General features: G+C 60.4%; 14 protein-coding genes, 1 tRNA gene and 1 pseudogene. 15 read left to right on the top strand and 1 reads right to left on the bottom strand.

Going from position 1 to position 19332, the window contains the following annotated elements; genetic code table 11:
• Positions 1-14: 14 nt before the first annotated feature.
• The 12 genes from NW826_RS08230 to NW826_RS08175 all read left to right on the top strand — a co-directional run bounded on the left by NW826_RS08230 (position 15) and on the right by NW826_RS08175 (position 15571).
• Positions 15-1820, top strand: coding sequence for a hypothetical protein (locus tag NW826_RS08230; RefSeq protein ID WP_414509879.1), 1806 nt, complete (start codon positions 15-17; stop codon positions 1818-1820).
• A gap of 83 nt (positions 1821-1903) precedes the next feature.
• Positions 1904-2938 (top strand): NADP(H)-dependent aldo-keto reductase, encoded by a 1035-nt coding sequence (locus NW826_RS08225; RefSeq protein WP_414509878.1) that lies wholly within the window; start codon positions 1904-1906, stop codon positions 2936-2938.
• Positions 2939-3084: 146 nt separating this feature from the next.
• Entirely contained in the window at positions 3085-4617 is a 1533-nt protein-coding gene (locus NW826_RS08220; protein WP_414509877.1) for an S-layer homology domain-containing protein, read from the top strand.
• A gap of 135 nt (positions 4618-4752) precedes the next feature.
• Positions 4753-5697 carry a hypothetical protein gene (locus NW826_RS08215; protein WP_414334167.1) on the top strand — a complete coding sequence of 315 codons (945 nt, stop codon included), beginning with the start codon at positions 4753-4755 and terminating at the stop codon, positions 5695-5697.
• 64 nt (positions 5698-5761) lie between these two features.
• Positions 5762-6982 carry a DUF445 domain-containing protein gene (locus tag NW826_RS08210; protein WP_414334169.1) on the top strand — a complete coding sequence of 407 codons (1221 nt, stop codon included), beginning with the start codon at positions 5762-5764 and terminating at the stop codon, positions 6980-6982.
• A gap of 63 nt (positions 6983-7045) precedes the next feature.
• Positions 7046-8707 (top strand): bifunctional metallophosphatase/5'-nucleotidase, encoded by a 1662-nt coding sequence (locus NW826_RS08205; RefSeq protein WP_414509876.1) that lies wholly within the window; start codon positions 7046-7048, stop codon positions 8705-8707.
• 151 nt (positions 8708-8858) lie between these two features.
• Entirely contained in the window at positions 8859-9587 is a 729-nt protein-coding gene (gene grpE, locus NW826_RS08200) for a nucleotide exchange factor GrpE (protein WP_414334171.1), read from the top strand.
• Positions 9588-9765: 178 nt separating this feature from the next.
• On the top strand, positions 9766-11574 hold the full coding sequence (gene dnaK / locus NW826_RS08195; RefSeq protein WP_414336505.1) for a molecular chaperone DnaK: 1809 nt from the start codon (positions 9766-9768) through the stop codon (positions 11572-11574).
• 126 nt (positions 11575-11700) lie between these two features.
• Positions 11701-12885, top strand: coding sequence for a molecular chaperone DnaJ (gene dnaJ / locus NW826_RS08190; RefSeq protein ID WP_414509875.1), 1185 nt, complete (start codon positions 11701-11703; stop codon positions 12883-12885).
• Entirely contained in the window at positions 12882-13145 is a 264-nt protein-coding gene (locus NW826_RS08185) for a sulfurtransferase TusA family protein (protein ID WP_414334176.1), read from the top strand. The genes dnaJ and NW826_RS08185 overlap by 4 nt, the downstream gene beginning before the upstream one ends.
• Positions 13142-14221 carry a ribosome small subunit-dependent GTPase A gene (gene rsgA / locus NW826_RS08180; RefSeq protein WP_414509874.1) on the top strand — a complete coding sequence of 360 codons (1080 nt, stop codon included), beginning with the start codon at positions 13142-13144 and terminating at the stop codon, positions 14219-14221. Before NW826_RS08185 ends, rsgA begins: the two co-directional genes overlap by 4 nt.
• A 150-nt stretch (positions 14222-14371) precedes the next feature.
• A complete protein-coding gene (locus NW826_RS08175; protein WP_414334178.1) occupies positions 14372-15571 on the top strand; it encodes an aldo/keto reductase in 1200 nt (399 codons plus the stop codon).
• Positions 15572-15602: 31 nt separating this feature from the next.
• Here the strand turns inward: NW826_RS08175 and NW826_RS08170 are convergent.
• Positions 15603-15676, bottom strand: a tRNA-Pro gene (locus tag NW826_RS08170).
• A 299-nt stretch (positions 15677-15975) separates the two neighbouring features.
• On the opposite strand from NW826_RS08170, the gene rpsB reads away from it, so the two are divergent.
• The 3 genes and pseudogenes from rpsB (at position 15976) to NW826_RS08155 (ending at position 19325) form a co-directional block, all read left to right on the top strand.
• Complete coding sequence (rpsB, locus tag NW826_RS08165) at positions 15976-16767, top strand: 30S ribosomal protein S2 (RefSeq protein WP_414334179.1); 792 nt, start codon at positions 15976-15978, stop codon at positions 16765-16767.
• 158 nt (positions 16768-16925) lie between these two features.
• Positions 16926-17582: pseudogene (gene tsf / locus NW826_RS08160) on the top strand (translation elongation factor Ts); the annotation flags it as partial.
• A gap of 327 nt (positions 17583-17909) precedes the next feature.
• Positions 17910-19325, top strand: coding sequence for an amidohydrolase (locus NW826_RS08155; RefSeq protein WP_414509873.1), 1416 nt, complete (start codon positions 17910-17912; stop codon positions 19323-19325).
• Positions 19326-19332 lie beyond the last annotated feature (7 nt).

Here is a 19332-nt window from a genome sequence, read left to right as displayed (position 1 = left end):
ACGGCCTTTGCTGCATGAGCGCGTCTCCTCTATCCTTATCTCCGCCGTCCGTTCGGGATTCGCAGGCGGCTTCACCCACGGCACCCCGCCAAGCTCCCGGGGGAGAAATCCGGCTGGAGGAGTTGGATGAGAAGCAATTGCTGGCCGGCCTATCGTCGGTGGTGCTCAACCCGGCAGCTTGGAGTTGCTTCAGCATCAGTGAAACCAGCCGCTTGCTACGCCCCCTGCAAATTTGCCCTGACTTGACCGGAACTCCCGTTCTCTCCCCAGGCGCCACTGCCGAAGTTGTCTATAAGTTCCTGCTGAGCGACGGTCGGATTGGAACCATGAAGGGGCTGATCTCGATCGAGGACTTTCGCAGCAAGCGGCTGCATTCTATTTACGAGGAGCTGCGTATTGAAGAAATCATACCGGTTTTTAACGAAGCGGTCGTTGTGCAGATCATCGATCAGTTGAAGCCGATTTTTGCCCGCGACCTGGACGAGCTGCTCTGGCAAGAAAGCTTTTACTTCACCCCTCAAGATCTGCGCCAGCCGGAGTTCCTGCTGCGCGGCCTGCGGCCCGAGGCGATCCCGCGTCGCTTTCGACCGCATCTGCAAAGGGTGTACTCCCAGATCAAGGAGGTGTGTCGCAGCCTGCCCAACATCGCCTTCCAACTGTGTCTGCGGGCCTACCTGGAGTACAACGACGTCAAAAACCGACATCTCCTCGCCTTGCTGCTCAGCAAGTATTTTTACACGCTCTACCGCATCGGTGGGCTAGAGGGGTGGGAAAGTCGGGATCCGGTGGAGGTGGGATCCCTGTGCTCTGGCGATCGGCGGGCTCGCTTGCAGGCTCTTTCTCGCCTCTTAACCCTGGATAACGACAGCGACGCTCCCTTGGTGGGCATCGGTGGCGCAGGGCCGGGGGGAGGCTATTTCAGTGGAGAATGGGAACCTGCTGCTACCGAGGTGCCGAGCGCAGAAGAGATCGAAAAGCTGCGGCAAGATGCGGAGGCGGCGCGCGGCCAGGCCGCCGAGGCGCAGCAGTTGGTAACCCAATATCAAGAAGAGAAAAAACAAGAGCTGCTCAACCGCCTGCAGGATCCGGGAAAGTTTCTTCTTTTCAGCATTCATCAGTTTTTTGACACCATCTTCGGATCCCTACCCGGAGAGGTGAAAAGCGAGTATGGAGCAGCTTGGGTGCCGCGCACCTCCTACTTGGACGAGAAAGAGCGGGACAAGCTAACCGAGCATTTGCACCGGATCACCAGCGAGGCCTATTTGGTTAGCATCCCCTTTGCTGAGGCAACAATCATCGGCTATTGGCGGGTTTTGGCCGATTCGTTCTACAACCAATGGGTTTTGAATCAGTACAAGCAGTTGCAAAGCTACGGAGTGGATCTGGAGCAGCAGGGCATCCAAATCCTGGAGCGCGAACGATTTTTGGATGAAGTGCAACTGCGCTTTGCTGCCCGCCACTGCGAGATTGTAACTCAAAATGTGGAGAAGATCGGCCAAATTGTGGTGGATAGCCTGGCCAAGCGGGTGGCCCTCAACGCCAGTCAGCAAAGCTTCCAGGCGATGCGGGCCAAATTGACCACCGTTTTGGATATGGACATTTCCCGCAAGGACATGGGAGAGGTCAAGCGGCTGATCGACTACTTCACGGATGTGTTTTTGGGCAAGCGGGAGGAGCTGCGTTCTCCTTACCCAGTGGGCACCATCTTGCAAGTAAAGGCAGCCGTCGAGGCCCGTCCCCCCGACAGTCGCACCCGCATTGGCCTGGAAATCCTAAACCAGATCTACCGCGAGTACATGCCTATGCTGCAGCAAGAGTAGGGGCAGGGATCCCATAGGCTGGCAGGTGTTAGGCACAATGGGGCTAAGGTGTGCTGTCTCGGGTTAGGAGATCGGGAGTTTCCATGCGCTACCGCCAGCTTGGCCACAGCCCTTTGCAGGTCTCGGAAATCTGTCTGGGCACCATGACCTTTGGACAGCAGAATACCTTGGCCGAGGCTTGGGAACAGCTCGATTACGCGGTGGAGCACGGGATCAACTTCATCGACACCGCCGAGATGTACCCGGTGCCGGCGCGGGCGGAAACCCAGGGAGCCACAGAACGCTACATCGGCGAGTGGCTACAACACCAGCCGCGGGAGCGCCTCATCATCGCCACCAAGATCACCGGCCCCGGGCGGCCCTGGCACTGGATCCGCGGTGGGTCTCTCTCGATTAGCCGCGACAACCTCAAACAGGCGGTGGCCGGCAGCCTCAAACGCCTGAAGACCGACTACATCGACCTCTACCAAATCCACTGGCCGGATCGCTATGTGCCCCTGTTTGGGGGGGTGGCCTACGATCCCAGCCAGGAGCGGCCCACGGTTCCCATTGCCGAGCAACTGCAGGGCTTGGCGGAACTGGTGCAGGAGGGCCTGGTGCGCTACATCGGCCTGAGCAACGAAACCCCCTGGGGAGTCTGCCAGTTCTGCCACCTGGCCGAGCAGTTGGGCCTGCCCAAGGTGGTCTCGATTCAAAACGCCTATAGCCTCCTCAACCGCACGTTTGAGATGGGCCTGGCGGAGGTTTGCCACCACGAGCAGGTGGGGTTGCTGGCCTACAGCCCCCTGGCCTTTGGGCTGCTGACGGGCAAATACCTGGGGGGCGCCAAGCCGCCGGGATCCCGTTTGGCACTGTTTGAGGGCTTTGGCCAGCGCTACCGCAAGCCCAATGTGGAAGAGGCCGTGGCCGCCTACGTACGCATTGCCCGCCAGCACGGCCTGACCCCTGCCCAGTTGGCTTTGGCCTTTGTGCGCAGCCGCTGGTTTGTCACCAGCACCATCATCGGAGCCACCAACCTGGCCCAGCTCAAGGAAAACCTCAGTTGCCTGGAGCTGTCGCCTGAGATCTTGGCGGAGATCGAAGCGGTGCACCAGCGCTACCCCAATCCTGCACCCTGAGCAGGCGACAAAACAGGCCGCCAAGGAGAACTTTTTGAGAACTTTCCTCGTCTGGGGCTATGGCTTGGATAACTAGGTTCGAGCTGGCCCCTCTTGAACTCACAAACCTCCCAGGGGCTCTCCTAGCAGATCGTGAGGTGTGAACAATGCGCAACCTTTTCCTTTGGCAGGGTTGGAAGACGGCAGCTCTGGTGGTAGGCTGCAGCAGCTTGGTTTGGATGGGGGATCCCGCTTGGGCGCAACTTTCTGATATCGGCACCTACTGGGGCGCCCAGTACATCGCCGGCTTGAACGAGCGGCAGATCATCGGCGGCTTCCCAGACGGCACCTTTCGCCCCAATGAGTCGATTACCCGCGCCCAGTTTGCCGTTATCGTTACCAAAGCTTTTGGGCTGGATACCAACGTTCCCGTACGCTCCTTTGCCGATCCCATTCCCAGTTGGGCAGCTCCCTCTATTGGCGCGGCGGCAGCAGCAGGGTATGTTTCCGGCTTTCCCGACGGCACGTTCCGTCCCAACGAGGTCCTCACCCGTGCCCAGGCCATCACCGTCTTGACCCGCGCTGCCACCAACGGCAAGCTCCTCGAGGATCCAAGCCAAATTGACGCCATCCTGGCCGGGTTCAGCGATGCCAATTTGGTTCCCAACTTTGCCCGCGCCCCCATCGCGACAGCGGTTCAAGAAGGGCTGTTGGTGCTCTACCCTGATCCCACCCGCTTGAATGCCCAGGCGGTGGCCACGCGGGGGGAAGTGGCGGCTCTTACCTACCAAGCGCTGGCCAAGGTGGGCCGGGTGCCCAGCCTAGACCCACCGGTGGGAGCTGCCATCCCCGGGCCAGGGATCCGCACCGAGCTCCTCGCCCAGGTTACCCCCACCCCTGAGCCCCTGGCTACGCCGGATATCCCTGTGGAGCCGCTGGTGGAAACGCTGCCTGCCGCGCCGGAAGTGAGAACTTTCTTGGTCCGCGAGGAGCTGGGATCCGTCAAACCGGGGGACACCCTGACGGTGTATTTGCTGGGATCCCCGGGGGCGCAGGGGTCTTTTTCCATCCCCGGTATCGCCTACAACCTGCCGTTGCAGGAAACCCGCCCTGGCCAATACGAGGGCAGCTACACCTTCCGCAGCCAAGACCGGGCCTCGGAAGCGCCGGTGTTCGCCCGTCTGGAGCGGAATGGGCTGGTGACCCTGGTGCAATTGCCGGACAAAACCATCAGCATTGGGCAGGTGACCGACACCACCTTCCCCACCATCAGCGACCTGGCCCCGCCCAACGGAGCGGTGACCGACAACCCGCGCCCCGCCATCTCCGCCCGCTTTCAAGATGACCAGGGGATCGACCTCAATAGCTTTACCCTGCTGGTGAACAATGTAGATGTCACTGCCCAAGCCCAGCTCAGCCGCACCGGCTTCGCCTATACCCCAGCCGAGCCGCTGCCCACCGATCGACCAACCTTGATTGCCGTTCAAATTGCCGATACTAGCGGCAACACTGCCATCCAGCAGTGGTCTTTCCAGGTGCGGGCCGCCCAGCCCACACCCACTCCAACACCCACACCCACGCCAACCCCGACACCCACACCTACCCCGACACCCACACCTACCCCTACTCCAGAACCCACACCCACGCCGAGTCCACAGGCTGGCGGGGAGCCTTCCCCCTCTCCTTCACCTAGCCCCTAGGGAAAACCCAGTCCAGGCCTTCAACAGGTCTCAATAGTGTTTTAAGGGCCGCCGCCCCCTTAACCTCTACTAAATATAGTGGGCACGAGCTGGTCAGGATGTTAAGCTACTGCCAGTTGTGACTGGACGGGATCCATGAGCTCAGCGTTGCAGCCGTTTTTGCCGTCGTGGCAAAGGGTTGGCTTTGGGTGGCTGGTGAGTGGGATGTTGTGGGCTGCGGCGGCGGCTGCAGTTGTTGCCCAGCAGTTCGAGTTCACTCCTCAAGCTCCTCAGCCGAATCCCGTCCCCACCCTGCCTCTGCTCAGCAACCCGCCCGGCTCCACGGCTCCGCAAGCCCTGCCGCCGGTGCCTCAGGTGCCGCAAATGCCGCTCACCGGGGATCCCATCCCACCACCGGGGGATCCGAGCCCGGCCCCAATCCCGGTGGTGCCCGTTCAAGCGGCCCCAGGTGGACAGGCTCCGCCAGGTGAGGCCTACTCCTACCAACGGCGGCCCGACCTCAGTCCAGGGGGGAATCTGGCCGGGGCGGCGCGGGGCGAGCTGCCCGCCGGCACCCGTATTCTCCTCACGGTCTACCGCCCCATCACCTTCCAGCCCTACCAGGCCATTAACGGCAACCTAGAAGTTTCGGAGCCGGTGCTGGATCGCTTTGGCCAGGTGGTGATCCCGGCGGGGAGCGTGGTGTGGGGCACTCTTGAGCCGATCTACCGAGAACTCAAGTTTTCTGGTCGGGAGTCGGAGAGCGCCGATCCCCAAGAGCGGGTCGTCGGCAGCCGCTTTGTGGCCAACCGCCTCACCATCGGCTCTTCCACCTATCTTATTAGAGGCCAGTCTGCACCCCTCCCGGTCGGATTGGATCGCAACGCCGACGTGGGCACTACCGTCGCCCGTGGGGCGGGCTATGGGGCGGCGGGCGGATTGGCCTTGGGAGTGCTCACGGGGGGATGGGGCTTTTTGCCCATCTTGGCCGGCGGCCTGGCGGGTGCTGCTGCAGGGAGTACCAACATCGACCGGGTGGTGACGCTGCAGCCCAATACGCTGGTGGAGCTGGAACTGAGCGAAAGCCTGATCATCCAATAGCCTTGACAAGAAGCCAGCAGGGGCGGGTCGGTAGAGTAGAGAAGATCCCCCCCAAGTTTGCTCCATGGCCCTTTGGACCTACTTCGTGCCCCCCTTAGCTGGGCTGGTGATCGGCTATTTCACCAACGACATCGCCATCAAGATGCTCTTCCGGCCCTATCGCCCCTACCGGGTTTTCGGCTGGCGCATCCCCTTCACCCCCGGCTTGATCCCGCAGAACCAGCCCCGCCTGGCCAAGCAGATTGCCAAGACCATCATGGGATCCCTGCTCACGCCAGAGGAGCTGCACAACTTGGCCCGCAAGCTGCTGCAAACCGAGCGCATGCAGGCAGGGATCCGCTGGCTGCTGGGGGTGGCGCTGGATCGGCTGCAAAACCCCGAGCAACAGCAGCAAACGGCGCAGGTGCTGGCGCGCATCTTGGCCGATCTGTTTAACGAGTCGTTGCCCCGCCTGGTGAAGGTGCTTGCCCGCCAGGAGACCTTTTTGGAGGGGCCGATTAACCAACTGTTCGACCAGGTGCTGCTGGAGCTGCGCCTCAACGCTGAGCAAGCCCGGCAGCTCTCGGAGTGGATCCTGAAGCAGGCGCTGCCTCCCAAGGTGTTGCGGCAGAACCTAGTGGACTTTCTCACCGATCGCAACATCGAATCTCTGGATGAAGAATTTCGCGAGCGGGCCACCGGCTCCTACTGGGTGGTGGCCAACTTGTTTGGCCTCAAAAACGCCCTACTGCGCCTGCGCACCTATTGCCTGGAGGAGCCGGAAGGGGCAGAAGCCATCTTGGAAGATCTGCTCAAAGACATCAACGCCCCCCGCCGCCTGACCGAGATCCTGCAGAACCTCTCCCTGCAAAACCTGCCGGTTTCCGCCGTACGTCAGTTGCGTCGTGCCCTCCGCGATGGGATCCAAGATTACCTGCGCAGCCAAGGGCCAGAGGTTATCAAGGGGCTGGGGGAGAGCATCGATTGGGAAAAAGTGGCCAGCCTGGTGTTGGGTCGCCTGCGCAACTCCAAGGCGTTGATCACCTCCATCGATCAGATCAGCGCCGACCTGGCTTTGATCCTGGAGCGCTACCTGGAGCGGGATCTGGAATCCCTGATGATGCAGGTGATCCCGGTGTTGAACTTGGATCAGGTGATTGCCGACAAAGTGAACGCCACCTCCCCCGCCGACCTGGAGCAGGCCATCCAACAAATTGTGCGCCAAGAACTGCAGGCCATCGTCAACTTGGGCGGCCTGCTGGGTTTTTTGGTGGGCTGTGTGCAGGTGCTGTTTTTGCTGAGGTGACAGCCCCCTTCCCCAGAAAACAGGAGCTTGGATGGGAGTTTTCGCTTCGGTTATGATATTAGAATGCGGTTAACAATTCTCCACACTTCCGATCTCCACGCCAACCTGCATCCCTGGAACTACTTTGCCGGGAGCCCCGCAGAGCACGGCTTGGCCAAGCTGGCCACCCTGATCAAGCGCGTGCGAGCAGCCAGCGCGGATCCGGTGTTGCTCATCGACAGCGGCGACACGATCCAGGGATCCCCCTTGGGCACCTACTATGCTCAGGTGGAGCGGGTCTCCCCTCACCCCATGGCCCATACCCTCAACGCCCTCGGCTACGACGCCTTCACGCCGGGCAACCACGACTTTAACTTTGGGCCCCAGGTCCTGCAGGATTTTGTGAGCGATCTCCGCTGTCCCACCCTGTGCGCTAACATCCTCCGCCAAAATGGGGATCCCCTGTTTCGGCCTTATCTAATCCGAGAAGTGGCCGGGATCCGTGTCGGCCTGCTGGGGCTGACCACCCCCCGCATCGACACCTGGGAGCGGCCCGACTACATCGCGGGGCTGCGCTTTGCCCCCCTGCTGGAAACTGCCCAGCACTACCTGTCGCTGCTGCGGCCCCAGGTGGACGTGTTGGTGCTGATTCTGCACAGCGGCCCCAGCCAATTGCCCCCTTTGCGCACCCCAGAGCACTGGCACAACCCGGATCGCTCCGGCTGGACCAGCAACAAAAGCCTGAGGGGGGAAAACGAGCTGCTGGCCCTGGCAGAGCTGGAGGGCATTGACGTCATCCTCTCCGGCCATACCCACCAGACCATCGCCGGCCTAGGGGGGGCCAAGGCCCTGGTGGTGCAGCCCGGCTACTGGGGCAGCCACCTTTCCCACGTGTCTTTGGAGCTGGAGCGCCACGGCGGACGCTGGCAAGTTGTCGGGAAAACCGCCCAGTTGCTGGCTGCAGAAGGGATCCATCCCGATCCCGAACTCCTGGCCCTGACAGAGCCCTATCATCAGGCCACCTTGCGCTACATCCGTCAGCCCATTGGGCAGGCCCGTTGTGCCTATCGCGGTGGGCTGGCAGCCCGGTTGGGGGCCAATCCCCTAGCAGAGCTCCTGCATCAGGCCCAATTGCAGGCGGTACGGGAGGCCAGCCTCTCGGCGGAGCTCTCCCTGGTCAACATCTGCAGCAGTGCCGGCCTGGCGGCAGGCCCCATCTCCCTGCAAGACGCCTACAGCCTCACCGTCTACGACAACACCCTCTGCATCTTGGAGATCACCGGCGACATCTTGCGACGCGCTCTTGAGCAGACGGCTGGGTATTTTCGCCAATTGGATCCCGATCATCTTCCCCCCGATCCTGCTGCCGTCGTGGCCCCCGAAGCACGAGGCTACACCTTCGACCTTTACCACGGCATCGACTACTGCTTCGATCTCACCCGCCCCGTAGGCGAGCGCTTGGTGACCTTACAATTTCGCGGCCAACCGGTGCAGCCGGATCAGACCTTTCGCCTGGCCATCAACCACTACCGCGCCGGCGGTGGGGGGGGCTACAGCATGTTCCAAGAAGCCCAAACCCTCTGGATCTCCGCCGACAGTATCCGCGACTTTCTCGCCCGCCACATTCACACCCATTCCCCCATCCAGCCCATCTACAGCCACAACTGGCACCTCATTCCCAACTTGGCCGAGATCTACTTTCCCCAGTGTTTGGGCCAGCCTCAGGACAGCTTGCTGGTAGGCTAGAACAACAGGAACCTTAACTGGCTGGTAGAGGAGTCGGTAGAATACGATCAGCACAGAGCCCAGTTTGGCTAATGGCGGCGATGGTTTTGAGACTGCCAAACTGTGGGCACCCGACGTTACTGCTTATTGCTCACGCTTGTCGACATAACCCATGACTGCTGAAGAGAAGCAACCGATGGCCCCAGAAGATACCTATCCTGAGCTGCAGGAAGAAGAGATCGACGTGGAGGCAGAACTGGAGAAGCTGATTTTGGAAGACAGCGAAGCAGAAGCCGGTGCCTCCTCCGCAGAAGCCGGCACCGAGCCATCTCCAGATCCCGGTGAAGCCCTGAAGCAGCTCCAGCACGAATTGGAAGTCGTCCGCCAGCAGCTCAAAGAAAAAGAAGACGCCTACCTGCGCCTCTACGCCGATTTTGAAAACTACCGGCGGCGTACCCAGCGGGAAAAAGAAGAGTTCAGCCAAAAAGAACGGCAGAAATTTGTGCTGGAGATCTTGCCTGTTGTGGACAGCTTCGAGCGGGCCCAGCACCAGTTGAAACTGGAAACCGACCGCGAGCGGGAGTTGCACAACAGCTACCAGAGCGTCTACCGCCTGCTGGTGGAATCTCTCAAAAAGATGGGGGTCTCCCGCATGAAGTCGGTGGGCCATCCCTTCGACCCCAACCTACATGAAGCCATCGCCCGTCAACCCAGCACCGACTATCCCGAAGATGTGGTAGCCGTCGAATATCAGCCAGGTTATAAGCTGGGGGATTTGGTGATCCGTCATGCCATGGTAGCCGTCTCGGCAGGCAGCCCAAACCCTGCACCCTCTCCCCAAAGCGAGGGGGCCGGCCCCGAAGATACCTCTGCCTCTTCCCAAAGTGCTGCAAACTCTTAGCAAAACTGCTCGCTTGAACCTTGACAAGTAGAGCCTATCTGTCTTCAGAAAGGCTACAGTAAAGCTACGGATGCAGAAGCACTGCCTGAAGGTTTCTGCGGGATCCTGGGCAGAATGCTTTTAAGATCCGTGGAACTGCGTCCTTGGGTTAAAACTTGGGGCACCGGAAGAGGGGGCTATGGGTAAAGTCATCGGGATTGACCTGGGAACCACCAACAGTTGTGTGGCGGTTTTGGAAGGCGGCCAGCCCGTTGTGATCACCAACGCCGAGGGAGGGCGTACCACCCCCAGCATCGTCGGCTTTGCCAAAAACAACGCCCGCTTGGTGGGCCAACTGGCCAAGCGCCAGGCGGTTACCAACGCGGAAAACACCATCTTCAGCATCAAACGCTTCATTGGCCGCACCTTTGCCGAGACCGAAGAAGAGCGGAAGCGGGTTCCCTACAAAGTGATCCCTGGCCGAGACAACATGGTGGAAGTGGCGGTGCAAGACCGCGCCTACACTCCCCAGGAGATCTCGGCCATGATCCTGCAGAAGCTGAAGGCCGATGCGGAAGCCTATCTGGGGGAGCCGGTGACCCAGGCCGTGATCACCGTTCCTGCCTACTTTACCGATGCCCAACGGCAGGCCACCAAAGATGCCGGCACCATTGCCGGGCTGGAGGTGCTGCGCATCATTAACGAGCCGACGGCAGCCGCCCTGGCCTACGGGCTGGACAAACAAGATCAAGATCTGCGCATCTTGGTTTTCGACTTGGGCGGTGGCACCTTCGACGTCTCGGTGCTGCAACTGGGCAGCGGCGTGTTCGAGGTGCAAGCCACCGCCGGCAACAACCACCTGGGGGGGGATGACTTCGACCAAAGAATTGTCGATTGGCTCACCCGCCAGTTTTTGGAGACGGAAGGGATCGACCTCTCGCGGGATCGTATGGCCTTGCAGCGGATGCGGGAGGCGGCCGAGAAGGCCAAAATTGAGCTGTCCAGCACCCAGGTTACGCTCATCAACCTGCCCTTTATCACCGCCGACGACTCCGGGCCCAAACACCTGGAAGTGGAGCTGACCCGCGCCAAGTTCGAGGAGTTGGTGCGGGATCTGGTGGAAGCTACTGTCGAGCCTACAGAACAGGCGCTGCGGGATGCCGGCCTCTCCCCTGAGGATATCGACCGTGTGCTCCTGGTGGGTGGCTCTACTCGCATTCCCGCCGTTCAGGAGAAGATTCGGCAGATCTTCAAAAAAAACCCGGATCGCTCCGTCAACCCGGACGAGGCAGTGGCCCTTGGCGCCGCCATCCAGGCAGGGGTGATGGGAGGAGAGGTGAAAGATCTGCTGCTGCTGGATGTGATCCCCCTCTCGATTGGGGTGGAAACGCTGGGGGGCGTCTTCACCCGCATCATCGAGCGCAACACCACCGTCCCCACCAGCAAAACCCAAATTTTCTCCACCGCCACCGATGGCCAGAGCGTGGTGGAGATTCACGTCCTGCAGGGGGAGCGGGCCATGGCCAAAGACAACAAGACCTTGGGCCGCTTTCAACTGACCGGGATCCCGCCGGCTCCCCGTGGGGTGCCCCAGATCGAAGTCTCGTTTGACATCGATGCCAACGGGATCTTGAAAGTCTCAGCTCGTGAAAAGGGGACGGGAATCGAGCAAAGCGTCAAGATCACCAACAACGGCGGCTTGAGCAGCAGCGAGATCGAGCGGATGCGCCGAGAAGCGGAAGCCTATGCCGAAGAAGATCAACGCCGGCGGCAGTTGGTGGAAGCCCGTAACCAGTCGGACAGCCTGCTCTACAACTACGACAAAACCCTGCAGGAGCACGGCAATCGCCTCAGCGAAGCTCGAATCCAGCGGGGGGCTCAGGTGGCGGGCACATTGAGGGCATTGCTGGCAAATGATAACGTAGACTTAGCAACTTTACGGAACGCAATGGAAGAGCTGCGGGCTGTTCTTCTGGAGATGGGTGGCGAGATCTACGGAGCTCGCTAGGGATTCTCGGAGACAGCTCTTCTTTGGCCTCGGTGGCTTGTAGGCTTGCTTTGGTTGTGTTGCCCGACAAGTTGTGTCTCAAGCATGTTTGATCTTTGCATCTTTAATTTTTTCTGAAGCGCTTCTATGGCTCGTGACTACTACGAAATCTTGGGGGTTAGCCGCGACAGCTCCAAAGAGGAGATCAAGCGCGCCTATCGACGATTGGCTCGCAAGTACCACCCGGATGTCAACAAAGAGCCAGGTGCGGAGGAGCGCTTCAAGGAGATCAACCGTGCCTATGAGGTGCTCTCCGACAGCGAGCTGAAAGCCCGCTACGACCGCTTTGGAGAGGCGGGCTTGGGAGGGGCCGCCGCGGCAGCGAGCGGATTCCAGGATTTTGCGGGGATGGGTGGCTTTGCCGATATTTTCGAGAGCTTTTTCACCAACTTTGCGGGGGTGGGAGCCGGCTATGGCCGCAGCCGCAATGGGCCGGTACGGGGGGATGATCTGCGCTTTGACCTGAAATTGGAGTTTCTTGAGGCCATCTTCGGGGGCGAAAAGCAAATTCGCATCAGCCACCTAGAAGTCTGCAATGTCTGCGGGGGCAGTGGCGCCAAGCCCGGCACGGAGGTCAAAATCTGTCCCACCTGTGGTGGCGCTGGTCAGGTGCGGCGGGCCACCCGCACCCCGTTTGGCAACTTTACCCAAGTCTCGGTTTGTCCCACCTGTGGTGGCAGTGGTCAGGTGTTGGAGGAGCCCTGCTACAACTGCAATGGCGAGGGCCTGGCCCAAACCACGAAGAAACTGCGCATCAACATCCCCGCCGGCGTGGACAGTGGCACCCGCTTGCGGGTTTCCGGAGAAGGCGATGCCGGTCGGCGCGGTGGCCCGCCCGGAGATCTCTACGTCTACCTGTTTGTGGAGCCGGATCCGGACTTTCAGCGCGATGGCCTGACCATCCTCTCGGAGGTGCGGGTGAGCTATCTGCAGGCCATTTTGGGGGCCAAAGTCTCGGTGCCCACCTTGGACTCAAAGGCCGGCTTGGAGGAAGAGGTGGAGCTGACCATTCCCGCCGGATCCCAGCCGGGCACGGTGCTGACCCTGGAAGGTAAGGGGGTGCCTCGCATCGGCAACCCAATGTCGCGGGGCGACCACAAAATCACCCTGGTGGTGGAAATTCCCACCCGCATCAGCTCAGAAGAGCGGGAATTGCTGCTGCGCTTGGCTGAGCTGCACGGAGAACGCATCAACAAGCGGGATGGTTTCTTGGGCGGGTTGTTGCGCGGGCTGGCCCAGATGCCCGGCAACCGGGAGCGTGAGGAAGAATGACGCCAGAGGCTGTTTCATTGCAAGAGGTCAAGCTCGTCCTTGACCAGCGCGGGATCCCTTGCCCCCTCAACTACGTACGGGCGAAGCTGCGGCTGGAACGCATGGCCCCTGGAGAGCTGTTGGAGCTGTGGCTGGATGCAGGAGAACCCCTGGAGCAGGTGCCCAACAGCCTGGCGATGGCCGGGCATCGGATCGAGGGGCAACAAGCTACGCCTGAGGGGCATCACATCCTCTGGGTGCGCCGCGGGGACTTGACATGAGCCACCTGAGCCGGAAGGGATCGGGACAGGCTGCCCAAGAGGGGGAGCAGGGATCCACCTATACCGGCTGGGTGCGAGCGGCGCAGGCCAACTTTTACCGTGTGCGCATCGATCCGGCCTTGGCCGCCCTTTTTCCGGAGATCCCAGCTCAGTTCCCGGCCCAAAAGCCCATGCCGGCGGAGCTCCTCTGCACAGCTCGGGCCAAGCTCAAAAAAATGGGGCAATCGGTGATGGTGGGAGACTGGGTAGAGGTGGGCTTGCCGCCGGCTGCCGACTCTCTCTGGCCGGAGCGAGGGGTGATCGAGGCGATCTGGCCGCGGCGCACTCAACTCCCTCGACCGGCTATTGCCAATGTGACCCAAGTTCTGGTGGTGGTGGCCCTGGCCGAGCCGGATCCCGAGCCCAACGCCCTCAGCCGTCTGCTGGTGCAGGCTGAGGCCAGCCAACTGCGGGTTCAGGTGGTGTTGAACAAATGCGACCGCGTGGATCCGGGGGTGGCGGCAACTTGGGTGGATCGCCTGCAGAGGTGGGGATATGAGCCTTTGCTGGTGAGCGCCCACACCCAAGCTGGGATCCCCCAGTTGCAACGGTGTTGTCGAGATCAGATCTCGGTGGTAGTAGGCCCTTCCGGAGTGGGCAAATCCAGCCTGCTCAATCGGCTGTTGCCAGACGTTCGGCTGGCTACTCAGGCCGTCTCCAGGCGCTTGCACCAGGGCCGGCACACCACCCGCCATGTGGAGCTGTTTCCCTTGCCAGAAGGCGGTTGGATCGCCGATTCGCCCGGATTCAATGCCGGCGAAGGGATCCCGCCGGTTCATCCTTTGCAACTGATACGGTGCTTTCCAGAAGTCAGGGATCGCTTGGGCACCTGTCAGTTTCGCGATTGCCTGCACGATCGAGAGCCGGGCTGCGGGCTCCGAGATCTGGATTGGGAACGACGGACTTTCTACTTGCAGCTTTTGCAAGAGGCCCAGTCTGGCCAGAATTGCGCGAAAGGCCCATCTCGCCAGCAGGAGCAGGCCGTTGATGGATGGCGTGCCTTTGATTTGAACTACAGTCGTTTCAAATGGCAATGAAACGGTTCGTTCCGTCGCTTTTCCCTCCCCTAGAGGGCGAAGGTAGCACCTCTTCGCCTGAGAGAGTTGGCGGGTCTTCCACCAGTTCCGGCGCCCGTCCTGCCCGGTCGTTGAAGGTTACTAAAATGGGGCCAGTCGAAGGGAAAAATCATGCAGTATCGCAGATTTGGGCGTACCGAGCTGTCTATGCCTGTACTGAGCTGTGGCGGCATGCGTTATCAGCACAGTTGGCAAGACACTCCTTGGTCAGGGATCCCAGCAGCAAGCCAGCAGAACCTGGAAGCGACGATCCGCCGGGCCCTGGAAGTGGGCATCAACCACATCGAAACTGCCCGCGGCTACGGCACCTCTGAGATGCAGTTGGGCCGCATTTTGCCGCTTTTCCCCCGGCAAGATCTGATCGTGCAAACAAAAATTGGCCCCAGCGCCGATCCGAAGCAGTTCCTGGCCAAGTTCGAACAATCGATGAGCTACCTGAACCTCGACCATGTGGATCTGCTGGCCATCCACGGATTGAACACCTGGGAAGATTTGGAGCACAGCCTGCGTCCAGGAGGGTGCCTGGAGGTGTGTCAGCGTCTGGTGCGACAGGGGCGGGTGCGTTTCGTCGGCTTCTCCACCCATGGGCCGACGGAGTTGATTGTGGAAGCCATCCAGTCGGGGGGCTTTGATTACGTCAACCTGCACTGGTATTTTGTCAACCAGACCAACTGGCCAGCCATTGAGGCTGCCGCCCGGCAAGACATGGGGGTATTCATCATCAGCCCCTCAGACAAAGGGGGCAAGCTTTACGATCCGCCCGCCAAGCTGGTGCAGTTGTGCCAACCTCTCAGCCCAATGGTCTTCAACGACCTGTTCTGCCTGTCCCATCCCCAGGTTCACACCCTCAGCATTGGAGCAGCTCGACCCAGCGATTTTGATGAGCACCTGCGGGCGGTGGAGCTGTTGGATCGGGCTGATGAGCTGTTGCCACCGATCCTGGCCCGCCTAGAGCAAGCTTTGATTGAGCAGGTGGGAGAACACTACGCCAAAACTTGGCACCAGGGCCTGCCTCGCTACGACCAAACCCCTGGACAGGTGAATATCCCATTTATTCTGCTGTTGCGCAATTTGGCCTTGGCCTATGACTTGGTGGACTATGCCAAAAGCCGTTACAACCTGTTGGGCAATGCCGGCAGTTGGCTCCCCGGCCAACGGGCAGACCAAGTGGATGCGGAGGCCCTACGGCCCTGTCTCATCCACAGCCCCCACCGCGACCGGATCCCGGCCTTGTTGCAAGAAGCCCATCGCCTGCTCTCTGGAGCCGAGGTGAAGCGGCTATCTCAGAGCCAACGTGTCCAGGGATCCTGACTGTCTGGGCCGCTGGAACGACAACAGCTGATCGGAGCGGCGGGATTTGAACCCACGACCCCCACTACCCCAAAGTGGTGCGCTACCAAGCTGCGCTACGCCCCGACGCACTGAACAGGTGGAAGTTCAGGAAGCGCCTAGTTAGTCTAGCATTGGATCGCGGCCAGAGTTAACCCCAAGCTGTGGGATCCTGCGGAAACCATGCTAGCTTGGTTAGGCTGCTAAAAAACACACGCCTGAACCACCGGGTGTCCTTACAGCCTTTTTGCGGTTTGCTGCAACAGCACCGGAGTTCCTCGCCAATTGGGGCAGAGCGCTCTGGGAGTGAATGTGCAGGAACCGTCAGGAAGGCCGTAGCTGGGATCCGTTCGGGCGGAGGTTAACCCGTAGGAGATGAAAAACTCATGAGCGTAGTCAGTTTGCCTCAACTGTTGGAGGCGGGGGTTCACTTTGGGCACAAGGCCAGCCGTTGGAACCCGAAGATGCGGCCCTACATCTTTACCGAACGGAACGGCATCCACATTATCGATTTGGTGCAGACGGCCCGTTATCTGAACGAAGCCTACGAGTATGTGCGGGATGCTGCCGACAGGGGTTGGCGCTTCCTGTTCGTCGGCACCAAACGGCAAGCTGCTGGGATCGTCGCTCAAGAAGCTCGTCGCTGTGGCAGCTACTACGTCAACCAGCGCTGGCTGGGGGGTATGCTCACCAACTGGGCCACCATCAAAACCCGCATTGACCGCCTCAAAGAAATTGAGGAGATGGAAAGCAGTGGTCTTTTGGATCGCCTGCCCAAACAAGAGGCCAGCCGTCTGCGGCGAGAGTTGGCCAGGCTGGAAAAGTACTTGGGCGGCATTAAAACCATGCGCAAGCTCCCCGATGCGGTGATCATTGTCGATCAGCGGCGAGAAGCCAACGCCATTCAGGAGTGTATCAAGCTTAACATTCCCATCATCTCTCTGCTGGACACCAACTGTGACCCCGACCTCAGCGACATCTTTATCCCCTCTAACGACGATGCCATTCGAGCGATTAAGCTGATTGTAGGCAAGCTGGCCGACGCCATCTACGAAGGGCGGCATGGGCAGCTCGACACTGTCGAAGAGGATGAGTACGAGTACGAAGGGGCTATGGATCTGGACGACGACACTCTGGAGGATGCAGAGGACGAAGAAGGAGAAACTGACGAAGACTAGAGCAGGGGCAGGGATCCCATGCGCTCTGGGCGTTTCCCTGCCCGTCTTCTCTCCAGAAGCTCGTATTCTTGAATCTAGGCTTACAATTTTGCCCAAGCTTACTCGTTCTCACTCCCATTCGGCCACGTCCTTCTCGTTCTTTCATTCGAGGAACCCTCATGAGTATTGATGCCAAAGTTGACGCCAAGCTGGTCAAAGAGCTGCGCGAAAAGACGGGCGCAGGCATGATGGACTGCAAAAAAGCCCTGGAAGAGTCGGGGGGCGACATGGACAAAGCCATCACCTGGCTGCGACAGAAAGGGTTGGCGGGGGCAGCCAAAAAGGCCGGTCGCGTCGCGGCAGAGGGAGTAGTCGATAGCTACATCCACTTCGGCAATCGGATTGGTGTGCTCGTGGAGGTGAACTGCGAGACGGATTTTGTGGCCCGCAACGAAGATTTTAAGAAACTGGTGCAAGACATCGCCAAGCAAATTGCCGCCTGCCAAAACGTAGAGTACGTCAGCGTTGACCAGATCCCTGCCGAGGTGGTGGAGCGGGAAAAAGCCATCGAAATGGGCAAAGAGGATCTGGCCAACAAGCCGGAGAACATACGCGAGAAGATCGTGCAGGGCCGCATCGAGAAGCGCCTGAAGGAGTTGTCTCTGCTGGATCAGCCCTTTATTAAAGATTCCTCGATTACCGTAGAGGAACTGGTGAAGCAGCACATTGCCAAGCTAGGGGAAAACATCCGGGTGCGGCGCTTCGTGCGCTTTGTCTTGGGAGAAGGGATCGAGAAACAGGAAGCGGATTTTGCCGCTGAAGTGGCTGCTCAGGCCGGTCTCAAGCCGGCAGAGCCAGCGCAAGGGGCAGAACCTGTCGCTGACCAAGCTGCTGCCGAGCCTACTGCTGAGGTGGTTGTTCCTGAACCGGTTGCCGAGAGCAAGCCAGCCAAAAAAGGCTCCAGCAAGAAGAAAAAATAGCTCTATTGCCGATGGATCCCTGAATTCACCCCAGTGGGCGGCAGCAGTGCCACTCTGCTTCTCCCACCATGGCAAGCCGGCTGAGCAGGTTGAGGCTTTCTGGATGGAGTTTCCCTATTTTTTGCCTTGGCACGGCCAACTACAACACGCTAGGGTGACAGGCGGTCATTTTGGATCTTGGGCATGAGCTGTATCCTACGCAATGCGTTGATCCCCACCGGCACAGGCTACGAAACCACAGATGTGCGCATCGAGGGGGAACGGATTGCTGCTATCGATAAAGGGTTACCCGCAACGGGCACAGACAGCCTAGAGCTGGAGGCCGGCAACCAACTCTTGCTGCCGGGCTTTGTCAATGCCCACACCCATTCTTCCGAGCTGTGGCAAAGAGGGATCATCCCGCCCTACCCGCTGGAGCTGTGGCTGGCACAACTGCACGAGTACGCGCCGCCGGATCCGGAAAAGATCTACCTCAGCGCCCTGGCGACGGCAGTAGAGACCCTGCTCAGCGGCGGCACGACGGTAGTGGATCATCTCATCCTCATCCCCGGCCAGGAGCTGGCCACCCTCGAGGCGGCAGTGCGGGCCTACCGAGAAGTCGGGATCCGCGCCTTCATCGGTCCCCTGCTTCAGGATCAGGCCCTCTCCACCTGCCTGCCCGGCGGTTCATCCTTCGCTGGCGAGGCGGCAGCCTATCCCCTGAGCACCTCAGAGGTGCTGGCCCTGGTGGAAGAGGCGGTTGAGAAGTACCACCGCCCGGAAGAGGGCATCACCCTGATGGTGGCCCCCACCGGCATCCAACTCTGTTCTGACAAGCTGTTTGAGGGCTGCGCGGAGTTGAGCCAGAAGTATGACCTCCCCCGCCATGCCCACCTGCTGGAAACCCGCGCCCAGCAGAGGTTGGCCCAGGAAAAATACGGCTGCAGCGCAGTCGAGCACCTGGAGCGCTTGGGCTACCTAGACCGGAGAACCTCGCTGGCCCACTGCGTCTGGCTTACCGATGCCGATATCGAGATCTTGGCCCGCACCGGCTCTACGGTTGTCCACAACCCCTTGAGCAACCTGCGCCTGGGCAGCGGCATCGCCCCCATCCTCAAGTACCGGCGGGCGGGGGTGAATGTGGCCTTTGGCTGCGATGGATCCGCCAGCAATGACTCCCAGGATCTCTTGGAGGCCATTAAAATCGGCACCATCCTGCACAACATCACGGATCCCGACTACCGCCACTGGATCTCGCCCCGCGAGAGCGTCGAGATGGCCTCCCGCGGTGGGGCCATTGGCCTAGGGCTGGGAGAGAAGCTGGGATCCCTGGAGGTGGGCAAGCAGGCGGATCTGGTGCTTTACGATCTCACCCAACTGTCGCTGTTGCCCCGTACCGATCCCATCGGGCTGCTGGTGCTGGGCCGGCCCACCCAGGTGGTGCACAGCGTCTGGGTTAGAGGGAAACGGGTGGTGGCCAACGGCGAGGTAACGACGGTGGACGTGGCCCAGTTGCGGCAGGAGCTGTTCGAGCACAGCCACTGGGATCCCTTCCGTCGCTCGCAGCAGGCAGCACAACTGGAGGCCCGCTACCGCCAGGTGATGGGTCTGCCAGAATAGCCCTAGA

The sequence above is a fragment of the Synechococcus sp. OH20 genome, assembly GCF_047502685.1.
Classification (GTDB): domain Bacteria; phylum Cyanobacteriota; class Cyanobacteriia; order Thermostichales; family Thermostichaceae; genus Thermostichus.
Note: the sequence above shows the minus strand (reverse complement) of the source record. Positions and strands in the feature narration are given on the sequence as shown.

Coding starts and splice junctions, on each gene's coding strand:
- NW826_RS08155 (WP_414509873.1), top strand. CDS start 17,910: ATGAGCTGTATCCTACGCAATGCGTTGATCCCCACCGGCACAGGCTAC.
- NW826_RS08175 (WP_414334178.1), top strand. CDS start 14,372: ATGCAGTATCGCAGATTTGGGCGTACCGAGCTGTCTATGCCTGTACTG.
- NW826_RS08205 (WP_414509876.1), top strand. CDS start 7,046: ATGCGGTTAACAATTCTCCACACTTCCGATCTCCACGCCAACCTGCAT.
- dnaK (WP_414336505.1), top strand. CDS start 9,766: ATGGGTAAAGTCATCGGGATTGACCTGGGAACCACCAACAGTTGTGTG.
- NW826_RS08210 (WP_414334169.1), top strand. CDS start 5,762: ATGGCCCTTTGGACCTACTTCGTGCCCCCCTTAGCTGGGCTGGTGATC.
- grpE (WP_414334171.1), top strand. CDS start 8,859: ATGACTGCTGAAGAGAAGCAACCGATGGCCCCAGAAGATACCTATCCT.
- NW826_RS08185 (WP_414334176.1), top strand. CDS start 12,882: ATGACGCCAGAGGCTGTTTCATTGCAAGAGGTCAAGCTCGTCCTTGAC.
- rpsB (WP_414334179.1), top strand. CDS start 15,976: ATGAGCGTAGTCAGTTTGCCTCAACTGTTGGAGGCGGGGGTTCACTTT.
- dnaJ (WP_414509875.1), top strand. CDS start 11,701: ATGGCTCGTGACTACTACGAAATCTTGGGGGTTAGCCGCGACAGCTCC.
- NW826_RS08230 (WP_414509879.1), top strand. CDS start 15: ATGAGCGCGTCTCCTCTATCCTTATCTCCGCCGTCCGTTCGGGATTCG.
- rsgA (WP_414509874.1), top strand. CDS start 13,142: ATGAGCCACCTGAGCCGGAAGGGATCGGGACAGGCTGCCCAAGAGGGG.
- NW826_RS08225 (WP_414509878.1), top strand. CDS start 1,904: ATGCGCTACCGCCAGCTTGGCCACAGCCCTTTGCAGGTCTCGGAAATC.
- NW826_RS08220 (WP_414509877.1), top strand. CDS start 3,085: ATGCGCAACCTTTTCCTTTGGCAGGGTTGGAAGACGGCAGCTCTGGTG.
- NW826_RS08215 (WP_414334167.1), top strand. CDS start 4,753: ATGAGCTCAGCGTTGCAGCCGTTTTTGCCGTCGTGGCAAAGGGTTGGC.